The organism is Candidatus Poriferisodalis sp. (genome assembly GCF_965208485.1).
Lineage (GTDB): Bacteria > Actinomycetota > Acidimicrobiia > Acidimicrobiales > Poriferisodalaceae > Poriferisodalis.
Genome location: NZ_OZ242344.1, coordinates 1,019,501 through 1,037,113, shown reverse-complemented (window position 1 = coordinate 1,037,113; position 17,613 = coordinate 1,019,501). Strand labels below are relative to the sequence as shown.

The following is a 17,613-nucleotide window of genomic DNA, read 5'->3' as shown; positions in this document are numbered from 1 at the left end:
CGCGCAGCTGTGCGGCGATGGGGTACGGATCGGCGTTGCAAGCCCCTGACCTGCGGGTTTGCAACTGGGCACCGCCCGAAAACCGACTTTTTCAGCATCCTGCTAGCTGACGGCCCAGGAGAGCCAGCGTCCGTCGCGTTGCTCGAGCCGGAGCTTGTGCGAGAAGCACTCCGACAGCGACTCCGCCGTCAGCACCTCGTCCAGCGCTCCACATGTCAGCGGCACGCCGTCGCGCAGCAGCAGGCAGTGAGTGAACGACGGCGGAATCTCGTCGGTGTGGTGGGTGACCAGCACAGTCGCCGGCGTGTCGGGGTCCGCGGCCAGCGATTCGAGACTGGCCACGAGCTGCTCGCGGCCGGCCAAATCCAGACCGGCCGTCGGCTCGTCCAGCAGCAGCAGTTCGGGATGGCCCATCAGCGTGCGGGCCAACTGCACCCGCTGCTGCTCGCCCGACGACAGGGTGGCGAACGCTCGATCAGCCAGCCGACCAGCCCCCACCCGCTCGAGGCATGCCCGAGCGTTCGACCGGTCAGCATCGGAATAGCTGTGCCACCAGATCTCCAGCGCAGCGAAACGCGCTGTCACCACGATGTCGAGGGCGCTGATGTCGGGCCGGAACTGGTCTCGCAGCGACGAGCTCGCGAGTCCGATGCGCCGACGGTGCTCGCGCACATCCACCGCACCCCACCGCTCACCGAGCACCTCCACGGTACCGGTGGTGGGAAAGCGGTACAGCGACAGGACCTTGATCAAGCTGGTCTTGCCTGACCCGTTGGGTCCGAGCACGATCCACCGCTCATGTGGTGCGATGTCCCAGTCGAGCGGACCCAGCACGGTGGTGCCGTCATACACGACCGACACGTTGCGCAGCGAAACGGTCGAGCGCTCGCTCACGGGCGACCTCGCCCGCCCTCGCCGGTGTGAGACACCCAGGTGGCGTACATCTCGGCATAGCGACCGCCGAGCGCGACCAGTTCGTCGTGGGCACCCAACTCCAACACGCCGCCCTCGTCGATGACCGCGATCCGGTCAGCACGCATCGCCGTCGCCAGCCGGTGCGCGATCAGCACGGCCGTGCGGCCCTCGAGCAACAGGTCCAGCGCGCCCTCGATCTCGGCCTCGGTGCTGAGGTCCACGCTGGAGGTGGCCTCGTCGAGCACGATCACCCGGGGCCGTGCCACAAACGCCCGGGCCAGCGCCAGCAGCTGCCGCTCGCCGGCTGACAGCGACACGCCCCGCTCGTGCACCTGAGTGTCTGCACCCTCGGGCAGGCTGTCAATCAAGCGGCGCAGACCGACCAGGTCGAGCGCCGCATCGATGTCGGCGTCGAGTTGCGTGTCACTGTCGCGCCCCGCACGCCCGGCACGGTCGCGCATGCCGAACGCCACGTTGTCGCGGATGGTGCCGTGGAACAGGAACGGCTCCTGCGGAACTACCCCCAGCTGGTTGCGCAGCGACGACAGCGTCACCTCGCGCAAGTCCCAGCCGTCGATGGTGATGCGCCCGTCGGTCGGGTCGTAGAAGCGGATGATCAGCTTCGCGATCGTGCTCTTGCCGGCGCCCGTCGGCCCGACCAGCGCGAACGTCTCGCCCGGGCGGATCTCCAGGTCGACCTCGCTCAACACCTCCGGAGGGTCGTCGTCCGCCAGCTCACCTCCCTCCCCAGCCGCACCGCCATCGACGCTGTGAGCAGCTCCCGTGCCGCCGTCATCGGCTCTGCCACCAGCCCCACCGACGCCGTGACCTGCCCCAGAACCGTTGCTCATAGAAGGCATCGCCACCGGATCGAACGCTGCTCCCACGGCACCCGCAGGCATCCTTGCAGCGCCAACGGCACGGGTCCCGCCGTTCCCGCCAGTACCGCCGCTCCCACCCGTCTCGTCGCCGTTCTCCTCAGCTGTCGCAGCATCGTCGTCGTAGGCGAACGACACGTTCTCGAGCCGGATGTGACCGCTGATGGGTGGCAGCTCGGCCGCGCCGGGACGCTGTCGCAGGGTCGGCTGTGTCGCCAGGACCTGGCTGATCTTGCGGAGACCGGACTGGCCCTGCTGGTAGGTGCTGTAGAGCTGCGCGAGCTGCTGGATCGGGGCGAAGAACGTCGTGACATACAGCACGAACGCGCCCAGCTCCCCGACGGTGAGGCTGCCGTCCAGCACCATCGCCCCGCCGATCGCCAGCACCAGTCCCTGTGCGGCAATGCCGATCGCCTCGGTGCTGGGCCCGTAGATCGCCTGCACCCTGGACATGGACAGGTTGGCGTCGCGGAAACGGGCGGTCACCTTGCGGTGCCGCATGGCGTTCTCCAAGCGCCGCCCTGTTGCCGCGATCACCCGGATCCCCGCCAAGTTCTCGGACAGGTCGGCCAGCACGTCGGCGATGCGGTCGCGGATCTCGGCGTAGCCCGCCTCGCTGCGCGCCCGGAACCACAACGTCAGCGCCACCAGCGGCGGGATGACCCCCCCGAGCAGGATCACTGCCAAGAGCGGGTTGTAGGTGAACAGCACCACCGTGACGACGCCTACCGTGAGCACCTGGATCAGCAGGTTCACGAAGCCCTCGTTGATGAGCAGTGCCACGTACTCCATGTCTGAGGTCATGCGGCTGAGCAGCACCCCGGACTTGGACGTCGTGTACCAGTCCAGCGAGAGCCGCTGGTAGTGGCTGAACAGGCGCAGCCGCAGGTCGAACATGACCTGTTCGGCAATGCGCCCGTTCAGGCGTTGACGCAGCCGGCTGAGCACGATGCTCACCGCGACGACGCCCACAAAGATCAGCACGATCATGTTGAGCGCGAAGCGGTCGTCGGCGCGGATGCCGCGATCGATGCCCTGCTGGAAGAGCACTGGCACCGCCTGCATTGCCGCGGTCTCCGCGCAGAGCAGCAGCAGCGCTCCCGAGACGCCCCAGCTGTGCGGCACCAGCAGGTGCCGAAGGCCGAACGGGCGCTCCCGCCGGGGATCGGCGCGCTCAGCCACATGGTCGAACTCGATGTCCGGCTCGAGGTGTTCAGGTTCGAGTTCGAGCAGTCGGTTGGCGCCTTGCTGCATCTCGGTCGGTACACCGGCGAACGGCAATCCGGCCGCCGCGCTTGCCTGCGTCGCGGTCGGCCCCATGTGGCCCGGGCCGCCGACCATCACCATGATCTGCCGCTCCCGAGCGTGCCGTCGTCGGCGGAGGTGAGTGGGGCGAGCCCATTTGTGTTGACAGCCGTGTCGCCTGCTGCAGCCAGCACCTCGGCGTAGCGGGGTTCGGTGGCCAGCAGCTCTGCGTGGGTGCCTTCGGCCGCCGCCCGCCCGCCGTCGAGCAAGATCACCCGGTCCGCCAAGCTGATCGTGGACAGCCGGTGGGCGATGACGATGGTCGTACGGTCGGCGAGCAGCCCGGTGAGGGCGTCGTGGATCCTTGCCTCGTGCGCCACATCGATGGAGCTCGTGGCGTCATCGAGGATCAGCACGGCGGGATCGGCGAGGATCGCTCGTGCAATGGCGATGCGCTGGCGCTGGCCGCCCGAGAGGTCGTACCCGCGCTCGCCGACCACCGTGTCGTAGCCCTCGTCGAGCTCGCTGATGAACCCGTGGGCCTGCGCTGCGGTGGCGGCGGCAACCACCTCGGACCGAGCGGCATCGGGTCGTGCGTAGGCGATGTTGTCGTGAATGCTGGCCGAGAACAGGAACGGCTCGTCGGGCACGAGGCCGACGGCCCGGCGCAGGCTGTCGCCGGTGAGGTCGTTCACGTCGTGACCGTCGACGGAGATCGCGCCGCCGCCGAGGCTGTAGAAGCGCATCAGCAGCCGGGCGAGTGTCGACTTGCCGCAGCCGGTCCGCCCGACGATCGCAACCCGCTCGCCGCCGCCGATGCGCAGGTCCAGCCCGTCGAAGACCAGCGGCGCGTCGCGTTCGGCGCTAGCAGTTCCCGCTACGCCGCCGACCGTCTCGGTGCCGTAGGCGAACCGCACATTGTCGAATCGCACCTCCATGCCCGCAGGCCCGCCAGGCCCTGTTTCCCGTCGCAGAGGCAGATCGACAGCGCTTGGGCGGTCCGCGACCAGCACCGGCTCATCAAGCACTTGGAAGACGCGTTCCGCAGAAGCCTTGGCCCGCTGGCCGAAGATGAACAGCATCCCGATGAAGCGGAACGGCGCCTGCAGGAGCAGGATGTACAGGTAGAAGGTGGCCAGATCGCCGACAGAGAGCGAGTCGCCGATGATCAGGTGCCCGCCGGCCAGCAGCACCATCGCCATCGCCAGACGCGGGAGATTCTCGATGATCGGCGTGTAGTGCGCCCTCGTGTTGTGCTGCAGCATGTTGGCCCAGCGCAGCCGTTGAGCTGCCAGAGCCATCTCGGATACCTGCCGGCCTTCCGCGGCGAAGGCCTTCACGACACGCACACCGTTCACGCTCTCGTGGGTCACGGTGGCGACCTCGGCGTTGCGCGACTGGATGATCCACGACAGCGGGAACATGATGTGGCGCAGCCGCTGGCCCAGCACATAGACGGCGGGCATGATCAGCATCGTGATGGCGGTGAGCGGCAGGCTGATCCACGCCATGACCGAGATCGCCACCACGAAGCTCAGCAGCTGGATCGACACGATCGGTGCGAAGGCCAGATACATCTGCACGGAGCGGATGTCGGAGTTGGAGCGGGAGATGATCTCGCCGGTCTGCACCCGGTCGTAGAACGCGAACGACAGCCGGCTGAGGTGAGCGAAGAGCAGCGTGCGCAGCTGGAACTCCACCCGGTGGCCCATCGAGAAGAGCCCGTTGCGGTAGAGGTAGGTGAAGATGCCGCGGGCGAGTCCGAGCCCCACCAGGACGATGACGAACGCCCACAGCGAGCCCGAGCGGGTGCCGTCGGGACCGGGCACTGCCGCGTCCACGGCGTAGCCGGCCACTCTCGGCGCAACGGCCCCAGCGCCGGTCGCCAAGATGGCCGCGATCACCGCGACGACGATGCGCGCCCGTTGACGTCGCAGCAGCGGCCCGAGCCGCCGGATCCAGCTCAGCGATGAGTCGGCTCTGATCCACTCGGCATCATGCGCTGTGTCGGGATCGGGCTGCGCAGCGGACTCCGCGGGCGCAGTCGGTGGGCCTACCCGCATCCCGGCGAGGCTACCGCCGCCCCCAGAGGCTGAGCCGAGGCGAAGCCGTGGCCCGAGCGGCCCGTGAACCCATATCGGATCGGGATCGGGATCGGGAGCAAGAGCGTGAGACAAGGGTGGCGCAACGGGAACCTCCGTCGATCAGCGCACCTGCCAAGGGCCGAGCCGGGGCGAACCGGTACCGTACACACAGCCACTGGGGCGCTCGGGGGTGCACGGCACCGGCATGACGCTGGGACTCATCGCAGGACTCGGAATCGTCGTCGCGCTCATTGTCTTGAACGGCGTGTACGTGGCAGGCGAATTCTGCCTGCTCGCCGTCGACACCTCCCAGGTCGACGTTCTGGCAGGCCAAGGGCAGCGGCGGGCGCGCGGGGTGCGTGCGCTGCTGCGACGGCTCAACTTTCATCTGGCCGGCGCCCAGCTCGGCATCACGCTCACCTCGCTGGTGCTCGGCATCATCGCGGAGGACACCATCGGCGGCCTGATCGAATGGTCGCTGGGCGGCTGGGGCGAGACGTTGGCATCGGCCGGAGCGGTCGCCGTCGTGGCCATCGCGCTGGCTGCCGCCATCCAGATGGTCTTCGGCGAGCTGCTCCCGAAGAACCTCGCTGTGTCGCGCCCGCTGGGGACCAGCCTGGCGTTGGCGCCGATCCTGCGCCTTTACGGGACGATCGCCGCGCCGATCACGCTGCTGTTCAACGGCATCGCCAACGCCACAGTGCGAGGCCTCGGTCTCGAACCCACCGAGGAACTGCGCATCGTGCGCACCCGCGACGAGCTGGAGTACGTGGTGCGCTCGTCGCGTGAGCGGACGCTCAGCGACAGCCAGGCCGACCTGCTGGTGCGAACCCTGCGCCTCGGTCGCAAGGACGCAGCCGACGCGCTGACGCCGCGCACGGCGATGTCGGCCATCGGCGCCGCAGCGTCCTTGGCGGAACTGGCGGAGCTGGCGCGCACCAGCGGCCACTCTCGATTCCCGGTCCTCGGCACGAGCTCCGACGACGTGCTGGGCGTTGCCGAGGTGCGCGACATCTTCCGCGTCGATGCCGGCGAGCGAGCACAGACATCGGTGGAGTTCATCATGCGCCCCGTGGTGGCCGTGGCCGAGAGCCGCAAGCTCGACGGCGTCCTGGCCGACATGGCTGGGTCCGACTGCCGGCTGTGCGTGGTGGTGGACGAGCACGGCGGCACCGCAGGGGTGCTCACCCGGGAGGACATCGCCGAGGAGCTCGTGGGCGACATCGCCGACGAGTTCGACGAGCCCGCTGCGCTCACCTCCCGGCGACCGGGCCAGCCGGTGACGCTCACGGGCACCGCCACCCTTGACGAACTCGAGGAGGCCGCTGGTCTGGTGGCCCCGCCGGGTCCGTATGAGACGCTGGCGGGCTTCGTGCTGGAGCGCTTGGGCGAGATCCCCTCGGCGGGGGCAGTCGCCATCTGGAACGGCTGGCGCCTCGACGTCACCCGAACCGACGGGCTTCGGGTGGCCGAGGTGCGCGTCAGCCCACCGCCTGAGGCCGCCGGCGACAGCGCAGCCGGGGCGGGCGACGCGTCGTGACCACGCTGGCCATCGCCGTGGGCCTCGTGCTCATTGTGTTCAACGGCGCATTCGTCGCGATCGAGTTCGGCCTCATCGGCGCGAAGCGCGCCGCCGTGGACAGCCAAGCGGCGACCGGCAAGCGCTCGGCGCTGGCGGCGCAGCGCATGCAGTCCGACGTGCTGACCACCCTCGGGGGAGCGCAGCTTGGCATCACGCTGTGCTCGCTCGCCGTCGGGCGCCTCACAGAGCCGGCCATCGCCGGCCTCATCGAGCGGGCAGTGCACGGGATCGTCGAGATCCCCGATGCCGTTCTGCACGCCATCGGCTTCGGCGTCGGGCTGGGCATCGTGACGGTGCTGCACATGGTGTTCGGCGAGATGGTGCCCAAGAACCTGGCGCTCATCGGACCTGAGCGCACGCTGCTCGTGCTGGCCCGCCCCATGGCCGCGTATCTCGCCGTCTTCCGTCCGATCGCTCGGGCGCTGCAGTGGGTGGCGAACGGCTTGACCCGGATGCTGCGCGTCGAGCCGACGACGGAGCTGGCCGATGTGGCGACACCCGCCGAGCTGACGCTCATGGCACGTGATTCGCTGGCCGAGGGCCATATCGCACCGACAGACGTGGCACTGCTGGAGCGAGCCATGCGGTTCGAGGCAGCGAAGGTGAGCGAGATCATGGCCCCGGCGGGCGCAGTCGCCGCCGTGCGCCTGGCTGATCCGGTCACCGAGGTCGAGCAGCAGTTCGCCCGCACCGGCCGGTCGCGGCTGGTTGTGCTCGGCGACGGACCCGACGATGTGCGAGGAATGTTGCACAGCAATGACTTGGCGACGTCAGCCGTGCGCGACGCCCGCGATCTCGCGGAGGCTGACCAAATCGTCGCTGCCGACCGTCAACCTGGACGAGGCTTGGTCCGCCGGATGCTTCGCTTCAGTCCCGACGCAACGCTCGATGAGGCGCTGCGAGTCATGCAGCGCAGGCGTATCCATCTGGCCGTGGTGGCCGACGCAGCGGGTCGAACGCTGGGAGTGTTCGCGCTGGATGATCTGCTGCGCCGCCTGATCGGCGAGCCTGATGACGGCGTCGAAGAGAGGCTGCCTTGACGAGCGGGTCCCACAAGCAGTGTGTTCAGGAAGCTCGGCGAACGGTCCGAGGTGAGGAATGCGTGCAACGGCTGCTCCGTTCAGCTCATGCCGACGATCTCGCCGTCGGCGTCGAGGTCGATGTGGCGTGCGGCGGGATTGCAGCCCGCGAGGCGCTGCTCGCCGCCCAGCTCTCGATGCTGCGGTTCGACAGCCTGCGCTGCGTCGCCGGGCCGCCCGCTCCCAGACCGGTGATCACCCGCACCCGCACCCGCATATTTCAGCATCCTGCTAGGCGCCGATGGCGTGGTAGCCGCCGTCCACGTGCACGATCTCGCCGGTGGTGCCGCCGAACCAGTCCGACATCAGCACCAGCGTGCTGCGGGCCACCGCCTCGCTGTCGTTGATGTCCCACCCCAGCGGTGCACGCTTGACCCAGGCGTCTTCGAATTCGGCGAATCCGGGGATCGACTTGGCAGCCATCGTTCGGATCGGCCCGGCCGAGACCAAGTTCACACGAATGCCTTGGGGACCCAGCGACTTGGCCAGATAACGGGCAGTCGACTCGAGGGCGGCCTTGGCCACGCCCATCCAGTCATAGACGGGCCACGCGACGCTGGCATCGAAGGTAAGGCCCACCACTGATCCCTTTGCTGCGGCCAGCAGCGGTGCCATCGGCGCGCTCAGCCCGGCCAGGCTGTATGCGGAGATGTGCACCGCGGTAGCCACATCGTCCCAAGGGGCATCGAGAAAGCTGCCGCCGAGGCAGCTCTCGGGAGCGAAACCGATGGCATGCAGCAGGCCATCCAGGCTGCCCCAGCGCTGCTCGAGATCGGCGCGCACAGCTTCGATCTCGTCGGGGACGGTGACGTCGCAGGCCAGCACATCGCAGGGCTCGGGGAGCTTGCGAGCGGTGCGCTCAGTCAGCCGCAAGCCCCGGCCGGCGCCCGTGAGCACCACCTCGGCGCCCTGTTCCTGGGCGAGGCGGGCCACGTTGAACGCCAGCGAGGCGTCGGTCAGCACGCCGGTGATGAGGAACTTCTTGCCTGCCACGATTCCGTCTCCGGCCATCGGCGTGCCTCCGCTCCCGTTCACGGCTCAGCAGCCTGACGTGCTGTTCCTGACGTGCATTCCTCCGGGGGACGCTACTGCTGCAGCGCCCGGCGGCAATCGCTCCCGTAACCCAAGAGCACGCCAGTAGCGTGACGGACGTGCCGGCGGATGCGACAGGCAACGGAACTGCAGGCGGGATTGCCGCAGCGGCCTCGGGCACTGTCGGCGAGCCGACCCGTCTCGGCATCATCGGCGGCACCGGCCCGGCCGGCGCAGCGCTGGCGGCCCGGCTGGCCGACATCGGCTGCGAGGTGACCTTGGGCTCGCGCTCGAAGTACCGGTCGATGGAGGTGGTCGACAACATCATCGACCGCTGGCCCGATCGGGATCTCCGCATTCACCCCGGCGCCAACAGCCTCGCCGCCACCGAGCCCACGGTGGTGATCGCGACCCCGTGGGACGCCGCTGCCATCACGGCGCGCGGCGTGGCCGAGCACCTGCGGGGCAAAGTCGTGGCGACGATGTCCAATGCGTTGGCCAGGGTGGATGACGAGTTCGTGCCGCTCATCCCGCCCCGTGGCTCGGTGGCCGCCTCGGTGCAGGCCACCCTGCCCGATTCGCGGGTCGCCGCCGCGTTGCAGCATGTGCCGGCGACCGAGTTGGGCAACCTCGACGAGCCCGTGCACGGCGACATCCTCATCTGCAGCGATCACCGCGAGGCCACCTGGCACATCGCCGAGATCGTCGACCGCATGCCCGGCGCTCGCGCGCTCGACTGCGGGAACCTGTCCAACGCCACGGCCATCGAGGCATTCACCGCGGTGCTGATGCAGCTCAACACCCGCTACCGGACCCGGGTGGCGCTCCGTCTGGTCGGCCTCGACCATGTGCCGATCAGCGTGCTGGGCGGCGGTCCCAGCAGCGCCGAGGCGGCTCCGGCCGCCGCCGAGACCGTCGGGGACTGAACCCGGCGGCTCGGGCTCTGGTTGGGCTCAGAGCGATGGATCTGTACGACACTCAGCAGGGGGCTGTCGTGCCGCTTCGTGCAGTTCCCGGCGAGACCGTTCGGATGTACGTCTGCGGCATCACCCCCTACGACGCCACCCATGTCGGCCACGCCGCGACCTTCCTGGCCTACGACGTGCTGCAGCGGCGGCTGCGAGACCAGGGGGCGCGCACACGCTGCGTGCGCAACATCACCGACGTCGACGACGATCTGCTGGCGCGGGCTCGTGCGGGCGGCGTGCACTACCTGGACTTGGCCGCGGGATCGCTGGCCGCCTTCGATGCGGACATGGACGCGCTCGGCCTGCTGCCGGCCGACAGCGAGCCCCGGGCCACCTCTGCCATCCCGGACATCCGCCGGCTGATCGGCCGGCTGCTCGAAAGCGGCCACGCCTACCGCAGCGGGGACGGCGTGTACTTCGACATCTCCACGGCGCCGTCCTTCGGCAGCCTGTGCCGGCTGAGCCGTGACGAGATGATCCGCACGGCCCGTCGCCGCGGCGGCCGGCCCGACGACCCCCACAAGCGCCACCCGCTGGACTTCGTGCTGTGGCAGCCGGCTGAGCGGGACGAACCGCAATGGTCGTCGCTGTGGGGCCCGGGCCGGCCCGGCTGGCATGTCGAGTGCTCGGCGCTGGCGCTGACGCATCTCGGCGAGACGATCGATGTGCACGGCGGCGGCAGCGACTTGGTGTTCCCCCATCACGAATGCTCCCGGGCACAGTCCGAAGCCGCGACAGGCCACCAGTTCGTGCGCCACTGGATGCACACATCGATGGTGCGCCACGACGGGGCCAAGATGTCCAAGTCGGCCGGGAACCTCGTCTTCGTTGCCGACCTGCGAGAGCGATGGGAGTCCATGGCGGTGCGGCTGGCGCTGCTGGGCGCGCACTACCGCTCCGACTGGGACTGGACCGAGAGCCGGGTTGCCGAAGCGGCTCACCGGCTGGAGCGCTGGCGAACCGCGGGCCGCGGCGACGGCGCTCTGTCACGTGTGCGAGCACGACTCGACGACGATCTGGACGCGCCGGGTGCACTGGCTGAGATCGACGCTGCCGCAGATGCCGGCGAGCCGGTCAGCGACGCAGCGGCGCTGCTGGGCGTCGCTTTGTAGGCTTCTGCACAGAACGAAGTGCCCATTCGTGTCTCGTCATTCAGGAGAGGGCGGGTTCGCTGTGTCGCTTGGCAGAGCCAGCGGGCCAGTCCCTTCGGCACCCTGGTGGCATGTCTGAGGCTTGCTCGCGGGGCACCACCCGTTGTTCGCGCAGTTCAGAGGACCAGCGCATTGTGCAACGAAACCCGCGACGCACCCTAGCGCCGTGCTGCAGTCGGCCCCGGTCGATGTTGTCTCGCTGGCTATAGGGCAGCAGGGCCGACGTGAGGGCGCCGGTAGCGTTGGCCCCGATGACCGAGCCCGAAGAACTCGGTGAGGTGCGCGACGAGCTGCCCGCAGATCTCGACCGGGGCTTCGTCGGCGCCTACAAGTTCCCCGACAATTCCCGCAGGCGCATCACCGGCGCGCTGTGTTTCGCTGCGGGCGTCTGGGCCGCCACGGCGGCGCTGGCTGCTGATTCCGGTGCTGTGCTCCTCAACAGTGGTGTCACCGCCGGCGGTGTGCTGCTCGCGCTCTTCGGCCTCTACCAGTACGCCGCCGGTCGCCGATTCGCCGTCAACGAGAACGAGGCGCTCGTGGCGGCGACGGCCGATGTGGGCTTCGCGGTGGGCCACGCCAGCGCCCAGCTCGGCTGGCGGGGCTGGCTGAGCCGCCCCACATGGCGGGTGCTCGTGTACTCGGCCGAGGATCCGCCGGCACAGCGAGGTCTCGTGCTGGTGGACGCACTGAACGGCTCGGTGCTCGAGCACTGGGTGGAGGACAATCCCGAGACTTGGATCTCCACAGCGTCGGGACCCGTTGCCGATGCCGGTGCTGAGACCGATGCCGATTATGCCGCCGCCGAGGGACAGCCGGGTTCTGACGCCACCACCCCCGACGGGGGCTGACGATGTTCGACGGCATGTTCCGCAAAGGCGTCGACAGCGTCACGGCGCCGATCGGGCGCAGCCTTGCCGCGATCGGACTGAGCGCGGACGTGCTCACCGGGTTCGGGTTGGTGATGGCTGCTGCAAGTGCCGTCGCCATCGGCGCGGGTCGCCTCGTCTGGGGCACCGTGCTGCTGGTGCTCACTGCGCTGTCCGATCTTCTCGACGGGCCGGTGGCCGTCGCCCGGGGGACCTCGTCGAGCCGTGGCGCCTTCTTCGACTCGACGGCCGATCGAGTCACCGACGGGCTGCTGCTCGGCGGCATCGCCTGGTACTTGGCCTCCGAGCACGGCGCGCAGTGGGCAGTGCTGCCGATGGCCGTGCTGGGCGTAAGCGCCGTGATCTCCTACGAGCGAGCCAAGGCCGAGCTGCTGGGTTTCTTGGCCAAGGGCGGGCTGATGGAGCGGGCTGAGCGCACAGTGGTGCTGGCGGTGGCCGTGGCGTTCGAGGTGCTGCTCATCCCACTGCTGTGGGTCTTGCTGGCGCTCTCGACCGTGACCGCGGTGACCCGCTTCGTGAAGGTGTGGCGGCAGGCCAGCGCCGACACATCGAAGTGAGCACCGCGCCACGCCGCTTTGCATGGCGGGACAGGGCTCGTCGCCCGCGAGGGCGGGACAAAGCAATAGTCCTAGGCTACCAACTGGGCTCGGCTGCGGCCCGGCTGGTGCCGCTGCGGCTGGGCGAGCGTGTGGCCACGCTGGCGGGACCGGCGCTGGCCCGGCTGATGCCGACGAAGGCGGCGATGGTCCGGCGGCACCAGGCGAGAGCGCTGCGCTGGAAGGCGAGCCGGACAGGCGACCCTGCGTCTCAGCCGTTCGACGAGCAAGCCATCCAGCGAGCGACGGTGTGTGCGTTCAGCTCCTACGCCCGCTACTGGATCGAGTCGTTCCGGCTTCCGGCGCTGGAATCGGTGACGTTGGATCGCGGCATCGACGTACCGGCGTATTTCCATGTGGAAGAGGCGCTCGAGCGGGGCAACGGCGTCATCTTGGCGCTGCCGCACCTAGGCGGCTGGGAGTGGGCTGGATTCTGGATGGCGACGGTCAACCGGCTGCCGATCACGGTCGTGGTGGAACCCCTCGATCCGCCGGAACTCTTTGAGTGGTTCGTCCGGTTCCGCGAGCGGCTGGGCATGCGGGTGGTGCCGTTGGGTCCCGACGCGGGCCGCGAAGTGCTCGGGGCGCTGCGACGAAACGAGATCGTCTGCCTCCTGTGCGACCGTGACCTGAGCGGGGACGGCGTCGAGGTCACCTTCGGGGATGAGCGCACGACGCTGCCGGCCGGCCCTGCGATGCTGGCACTGCGCTCCGGTGCAGCCCTGCTGCCCACGGCGGTGTACTTCAGGCCCGGCGGCCGGCACCTCGGCACGGTGCGCCCGCCGCTCGATGTCACCCGGCACAGCCGTCTGAGAGAAGACATCGCAAGCGTGACGCAGCAACTCGCCGACGAGCTGGCTGCCCTCATCGCCGAAGAGCCGCACCAGTGGCATCTGTTCGGCCCGAATTGGCCGTCAGACTGATTGCCCTTTCCTCCGACGCATCGGCGCGCCTAGCGTCGCGTCAGCAGAGGAAATCCCTGCGTGGATCGTCTGTGAGGTTCGGCCCATGAGGCACGGTCCGTGAGAATCGGGATCATCTCGCCGTACAGCCTGACCAGTCCGGGCGGCGTGCAGGTACAGGTGCTGGGTCTTGCCCGCGCGCTGGCTGGCCATGGCCACGAGACGCGGGTGCTGGCCCCGTGCGACGGCGCCCCCCCGCAGACCGGGGTCACGCCCCTAGGCGCCAGTATTCCCACGTTCGCGAACGGATCGACTGCTCCGATCGCACCCGACTTCGCCTGCACACTGCGCACGGTCCGGGCATTGCGGGACGAGGAATTCGACGTCCTGCATCTCCATGAGCCCCTGTGCCCAGGGCCGACGCAGACGGCGCTGTTCCTGAATTCGGCGCCCATCGTCGGCACTTGGCATGCAGCGGGGGGCAGCCTCGCCTACCTGGTGCCGGGAACCCAGTGGCTGGCATCGCGAGTCGACGTGCGGGCGGCAGTGTCCGCAGACGCCGCCAAGATGGCCCGCGACGGTCTGGGCGGCGAGTACGAGCTGGTCTTCAACGGCGTCGAGCTGGATCACTTCGACAGCGTGGAACCGGTGCTCAGCGCGGCGCCGACTATCGCCTACATCGGACGTCATGAGCCCCGCAAGGGCCTCACCGTGCTGCTGGACGCCATGGCGCGGCTGCCCGAGGGAATCCGGCTGTGGGTCATGTCGCGCGGTCCCCAGACCGAGGAGTTGCAGCGCCGCTACCAGCGCGACACCCGCATCGAGTGGCTGGGCAGGGTCAGCGAAGCCGAGAAGCTGGCGCGCATCAAGGGCGCCGATGCGGTCTGCGTCCCGTCATTGCACGGCGAGAGCTTCGGTGTGGTGCTGCTGGAAGCGATGGCGGCCTGGACGCCGGTGGTCGCCAGCGACCTGCCCGGCTACCGCAACGTGGCCCGCATCGGGGACGAGGCGGACCTGGTGCCGCCGGGCGATGCGGCCGCGCTGGCCGACGCATTGCTGCGCGTGCTGCAGCGCCCCGATCACGCAGCCGATCTCGTCGCCGCCGGACGTCAGCGTGCCGAGCAGTTCTCCATGGCCCGGTTGGCCGAGATCTACCTCGACATGTACGAGCGCGCGATCGCACGACGCACCGCCAAGTAACGCCGCTCGTCCAATAGGACGCTTCCCGCATCGGAGTGAGCGGCAACTGGTTGTGGTCGCCGTGTGTTGCCGCGCGAGGATGGGCCAGTTGCGCTGGGCGGGTAGGGCTGGCGGTGGGTAGGTACGCTCAGCATTCGCATGCCTGAGTACTGCGTGTCCGAACGGTGACTGCTGCACTCGACCCGTCGCATCTGCCATACCGGGAAGCCGGTCATGAGCAACTTCCTCACGTTGTGCGCTTCTCAGGCGGTCGCAGCTCAGCGATGTTGGTGTTGCAGCTCGCGAAGGACGGAGTCCTCCAGCACGACCGCGGTGATGTGGTGCTGTTTGCAAACACGACGGCTGAGCATCCAGGTACCTATGAGTTCGCTCGAAGTGTGTGCGAGGAGATCGAGACTCGCTTCGGCGTACCGTGCCTGTGGTACGAAGGGTGCGCGGTCGAGGTAGCGACACGATCCGGCTACACCCGTTCGCGGACCTTCAGGTTGGTTCGTCGGGATCCAGCCGACGATCGAGATGATCCACGCTGGCCCGGTTACCGTTCCCGGGGGGAAGCATTCGAAGAAATGGTGTCGTGGACTCGTTTGCCGTCGAGGTGGCGGCGCATGTGCACGACAGAATTGAAGGTTCGACCCGGACACGATCTTGTCGCTGAATGGCTGTACGGCGGGCCCGGGCCGGCGAGACAGGGGCATCATCGGGATACCTCCTTGGCCACCGCTGCCGTTGTGGCAGATCGCTACAGGGGACTGCTGGATCGCAAGGAGCGCGAATCGCGCCTTCGGGCGGCATGTGCTGAACCGTGGGCGCGTCCACAGCAGGATTGGCAGGACTTCACTTCGGTGGACTTGAAGCGTCCGGTAGGCGGTCCCCGGGGCTGGGCTGACATTTGGGGCCGCTTCGGAAATGCACAGCGATTCGTATCGGTGCTTGGCTTGCGAGCGGACGAGGCTGAACGAGTACGGACTGCGATGTGGCGGTCACTCATGGCTGAGGGCGCTGCTGGCACGCATTGCCGCGACCGCATTCAACCCGCTGGGGGAGCTGGTGTATGGCCCGTTGAGCGACGCCGGCGTCACCGAGGAACACGTACGACACTTCTGGTCGAGCCGACCCTATGACCTAGGCATTCCCGACGGAGCTGGTAACTGCGTCTATTGCTTCCTGAAGGGGCCCGCAGCGCTCGCGCGCCTTGCCGCCCAGATGAACGGCCGAGACGACGAAGTCGAGGGCACGCCGGTGGACATTCGTTGGTGGTCGCGCCTCGAGGAAGCGTACGGTCGACCGTCGACGAATCAAGATGGCCGCATCGGCATGTTTCATGACACCGACTACGAGAGCATCATGCGTCGCGCGGCGAGCAGCGACCTCTTGAACACGAACGGTTGTACTTCGGACGGCATCGATCTCCGCGTGCCGTGCTCGTGTACGGACTAGGTAGCTAGCCCTGATTGTTCACGAGAGTTCTGTTGAGCCTCTTTTGGGCGTGTTCTTTGCTCGCTTTTGCGGTCTGGGCGTTTTGGGGTGCTGGTGGGTGCGTCGTGGGTGCGTTGATGGCTGCGGTTGGGGCGTTGGGGCGGGCCGGGTGTGTGTTCGGGCGCGGCGGGGCTGCCCCGCTGGGCGGGGAGCTGTGCTGGCTGGGTGCGCGGAGGGGGTCAGCGGGGGTGTGCGATGGCGAGCAGCGCTCGGGTGCCGGGGTGCTGTTCGGGCAGGCGCAGCAGGGTGCGCCGTGCGCTGGTGCACACGAGCGCTGGCAGGTGCCACATCTGCCGGCGGAGCCGTTTGGGCGCAGCTTTGGCGAGGGCGCCTTGGAGGCAGGCGTTCTGGAACCATCCCACGAGCGCGAGGCTGGTCATGCGCATGGCGGCCCATGCGCTGTTCGCGTTCCACGCGGTGAACGCCATGCGCGACAGGCCGCTGTCCTTGAGGCGGCGCACGGCGTCGGCGTGCGAGCGCATCAGGCGGTCGAGCTGCGCGGTGTCGCCTTGCTGGTCGCTGTAGAACCCCCAGCAGCGGAAGTTGTCGCTTTCGAACAGGCTTCGCTGCGCGCCGGGGTGCCGCGGCTCGCGGCGCACCACCAGCCGTGTCCCCTCAGGCCACCCCGACAGGTCGGCGAGGTCGGTGAGGTCCGCGACCTGAGCGCGGCTGCGTTTGCGCTGCTTGGACCGTTCGGGGCTGTTGTGCCAGCGGCCCGGCTCGCCCACGCAGCGGCCGATCGCTGCGGCGATCGCCGGCGCGGAACGCGCTGAGACCGCGAACCCGACGTTGCGCTTCGCGAGTCCCGCCGCGAGCGTCGCTGAGCAGCCGCCGGCGTCGATGCGCACCACCAGCGGGCGCTCTGCGAGCTCTTTGTCGTCGCCTTCGCGGTGGCCTGCCGCGTCGCGCTCGGGCAGCGTCCCCACGGCCGCGTCGAGCACTTCGAGACGATCGGCGATGCTGTTCGCGGCGGCGTTGCCCGCCCGCAGCTTGACCCACAACGGCTCCCCGTCCGCGGTGGAGCAGATCATCGGATGAAACCCGTAGCCGCGCTTGTAATGCGGCGCCGCGCCGGCTTTGTTCTCCGAGTGGACCACCCGCCAGCGTGGAGTCGATGCCGGCCACCAACGGGCCGCTGCGGTCACGGCCGGCCCACACCGATTCGCGCACCTGCGCTGCGGCGCCCAGCAACGCCTCGGGGCCGTTTGCGCCCAGCCCGGTGATCGTGCGGTACAGCGTCGAGTCCGACGCCACACCGCCGAACAGCTCCCGCTGGGCGCGCAGATGCTCGATGTCGCTGCACGCCTCCCCGCCAGCAGCCACCGTCAACAACGCGTGCACCAGCACCGCGCCCCGGTCATGGACCGGAGCGCGCTCCCCCCACCATGGCACCGCCGCCGACAGCGCGCCGGTCAGCCCGACACCGTCCGCGAAGCCGCCCAAAGCGAACAGTCCCGCGCCCCACACGACCCGGTCCCCGCCGCCTGCCAGACGCGCGTTCGTGACACTGATAGACTTCACCTCGGAGATGCCCCCCTGAACCCGCCGATGCGTTCCTTGCAGACATGCATCGTCACAGGTCAGAGGGGCTTTTCCGCGGACCCCAACAGCCCCGAAC

At 68.9% G+C, this 17,613-nt stretch carries 15 protein-coding genes; 9 read left to right on the top strand and 6 right to left on the bottom strand.

Going from position 1 to position 17,613, the window contains the following annotated elements; genetic code table 11:
• Positions 1–102 precede the first annotated feature (102 nt).
• The 3 genes from ACOGXQ_RS04755 to ACOGXQ_RS04745 are packed head-to-tail and all read right to left on the bottom strand — an operon-like array spanning position 103 to position 5,101.
• Positions 103–894, bottom strand: a complete 792-nt coding sequence (locus ACOGXQ_RS04755) for an ABC transporter ATP-binding protein (protein ID WP_419946298.1) — start codon at positions 892–894, stop codon at positions 103–105.
• On the bottom strand, positions 891–3,140 hold the full coding sequence (locus ACOGXQ_RS04750) for an ABC transporter ATP-binding protein (RefSeq protein WP_419946297.1): 2,250 nt from the start codon (positions 3,138–3,140) through the stop codon (positions 891–893). Before ACOGXQ_RS04750 ends, ACOGXQ_RS04755 begins: the two co-directional genes overlap by 4 nt.
• Complete coding sequence (locus tag ACOGXQ_RS04745) at positions 3,134–5,101, bottom strand: ABC transporter ATP-binding protein (protein ID WP_419946296.1); 1,968 nt, start codon at positions 5,099–5,101, stop codon at positions 3,134–3,136. The genes ACOGXQ_RS04750 and ACOGXQ_RS04745 overlap by 7 nt, the downstream gene beginning before the upstream one ends.
• Positions 5,102–5,327: 226 nt before the next feature.
• On the opposite strand from ACOGXQ_RS04745, the gene ACOGXQ_RS04740 reads away from it, so the two are divergent.
• On the top strand, positions 5,328–6,662 hold the full coding sequence (locus tag ACOGXQ_RS04740; protein WP_419946295.1) for a hemolysin family protein: 1,335 nt from the start codon (positions 5,328–5,330) through the stop codon (positions 6,660–6,662).
• A complete protein-coding gene (locus ACOGXQ_RS04735; protein WP_419946294.1) occupies positions 6,659–7,744 on the top strand; it encodes a hemolysin family protein in 1,086 nt (361 codons plus the stop codon). Before ACOGXQ_RS04740 ends, ACOGXQ_RS04735 begins: the two co-directional genes overlap by 4 nt.
• Before the next feature lie 80 nt (positions 7,745–7,824).
• Here ACOGXQ_RS04735 and ACOGXQ_RS04730 read toward each other — a convergent pair whose 3' ends face one another.
• Together ACOGXQ_RS04730 and fabI are read right to left on the bottom strand one after the other, a co-directional pair.
• Positions 7,825–8,010: a hypothetical protein gene (locus tag ACOGXQ_RS04730; protein WP_419946293.1), complete on the bottom strand. Its 186-nt coding sequence runs from the start codon at positions 8,008–8,010 to the stop codon at positions 7,825–7,827.
• A gap of 4 nt (positions 8,011–8,014) precedes the next feature.
• Positions 8,015–8,794 carry an enoyl-ACP reductase FabI gene (gene fabI / locus ACOGXQ_RS04725; RefSeq protein WP_419946292.1) on the bottom strand — a complete coding sequence of 260 codons (780 nt, stop codon included), beginning with the start codon at positions 8,792–8,794 and terminating at the stop codon, positions 8,015–8,017.
• A 140-nt stretch (positions 8,795–8,934) separates the two neighbouring features.
• On the opposite strand from fabI, the gene npdG reads away from it, so the two are divergent.
• From npdG to ACOGXQ_RS04690, 7 genes are all read left to right on the top strand, one after another.
• Positions 8,935–9,741 carry an NADPH-dependent F420 reductase gene (npdG, locus tag ACOGXQ_RS04720; protein ID WP_419946291.1) on the top strand — a complete coding sequence of 269 codons (807 nt, stop codon included), beginning with the start codon at positions 8,935–8,937 and terminating at the stop codon, positions 9,739–9,741.
• A gap of 35 nt (positions 9,742–9,776) precedes the next feature.
• A complete protein-coding gene (locus ACOGXQ_RS04715; RefSeq protein WP_419946290.1) occupies positions 9,777–10,895 on the top strand; it encodes a cysteine--tRNA ligase in 1,119 nt (372 codons plus the stop codon).
• Between the two features lie 290 nt (positions 10,896–11,185).
• Positions 11,186–11,782 (top strand): hypothetical protein, encoded by a 597-nt coding sequence (locus tag ACOGXQ_RS04710; protein ID WP_419946289.1) that lies wholly within the window; start codon positions 11,186–11,188, stop codon positions 11,780–11,782.
• Between the two features lie 2 nt (positions 11,783–11,784).
• Positions 11,785–12,378 (top strand): CDP-alcohol phosphatidyltransferase family protein, encoded by a 594-nt coding sequence (locus ACOGXQ_RS04705; protein WP_419946288.1) that lies wholly within the window; start codon positions 11,785–11,787, stop codon positions 12,376–12,378.
• Between the two features lie 107 nt (positions 12,379–12,485).
• Positions 12,486–13,340: a phosphatidylinositol mannoside acyltransferase gene (locus ACOGXQ_RS04700; RefSeq protein ID WP_419946287.1), complete on the top strand. Its 855-nt coding sequence runs from the start codon at positions 12,486–12,488 to the stop codon at positions 13,338–13,340.
• A gap of 99 nt (positions 13,341–13,439) precedes the next feature.
• The gene (locus tag ACOGXQ_RS04695) at positions 13,440–14,519 is read left to right on the top strand and encodes a glycosyltransferase family 4 protein (RefSeq protein ID WP_419946286.1); all 1,080 of its coding nucleotides are present in this window, start codon (positions 13,440–13,442) and stop codon (positions 14,517–14,519) included.
• Positions 14,520–15,449: 930 nt separating this feature from the next.
• A complete protein-coding gene (locus ACOGXQ_RS04690) occupies positions 15,450–15,956 on the top strand; it encodes a hypothetical protein (protein WP_419946285.1) in 507 nt (168 codons plus the stop codon).
• Positions 15,957–16,174: 218 nt separating this feature from the next.
• Here ACOGXQ_RS04690 and ACOGXQ_RS04685 read toward each other — a convergent pair whose 3' ends face one another.
• On the bottom strand, positions 16,175–17,140 hold the full coding sequence (locus tag ACOGXQ_RS04685) for a transposase (protein ID WP_419946284.1): 966 nt from the start codon (positions 17,138–17,140) through the stop codon (positions 16,175–16,177).
• Between the last annotated feature and the right edge of the window lie 473 nt (positions 17,141–17,613).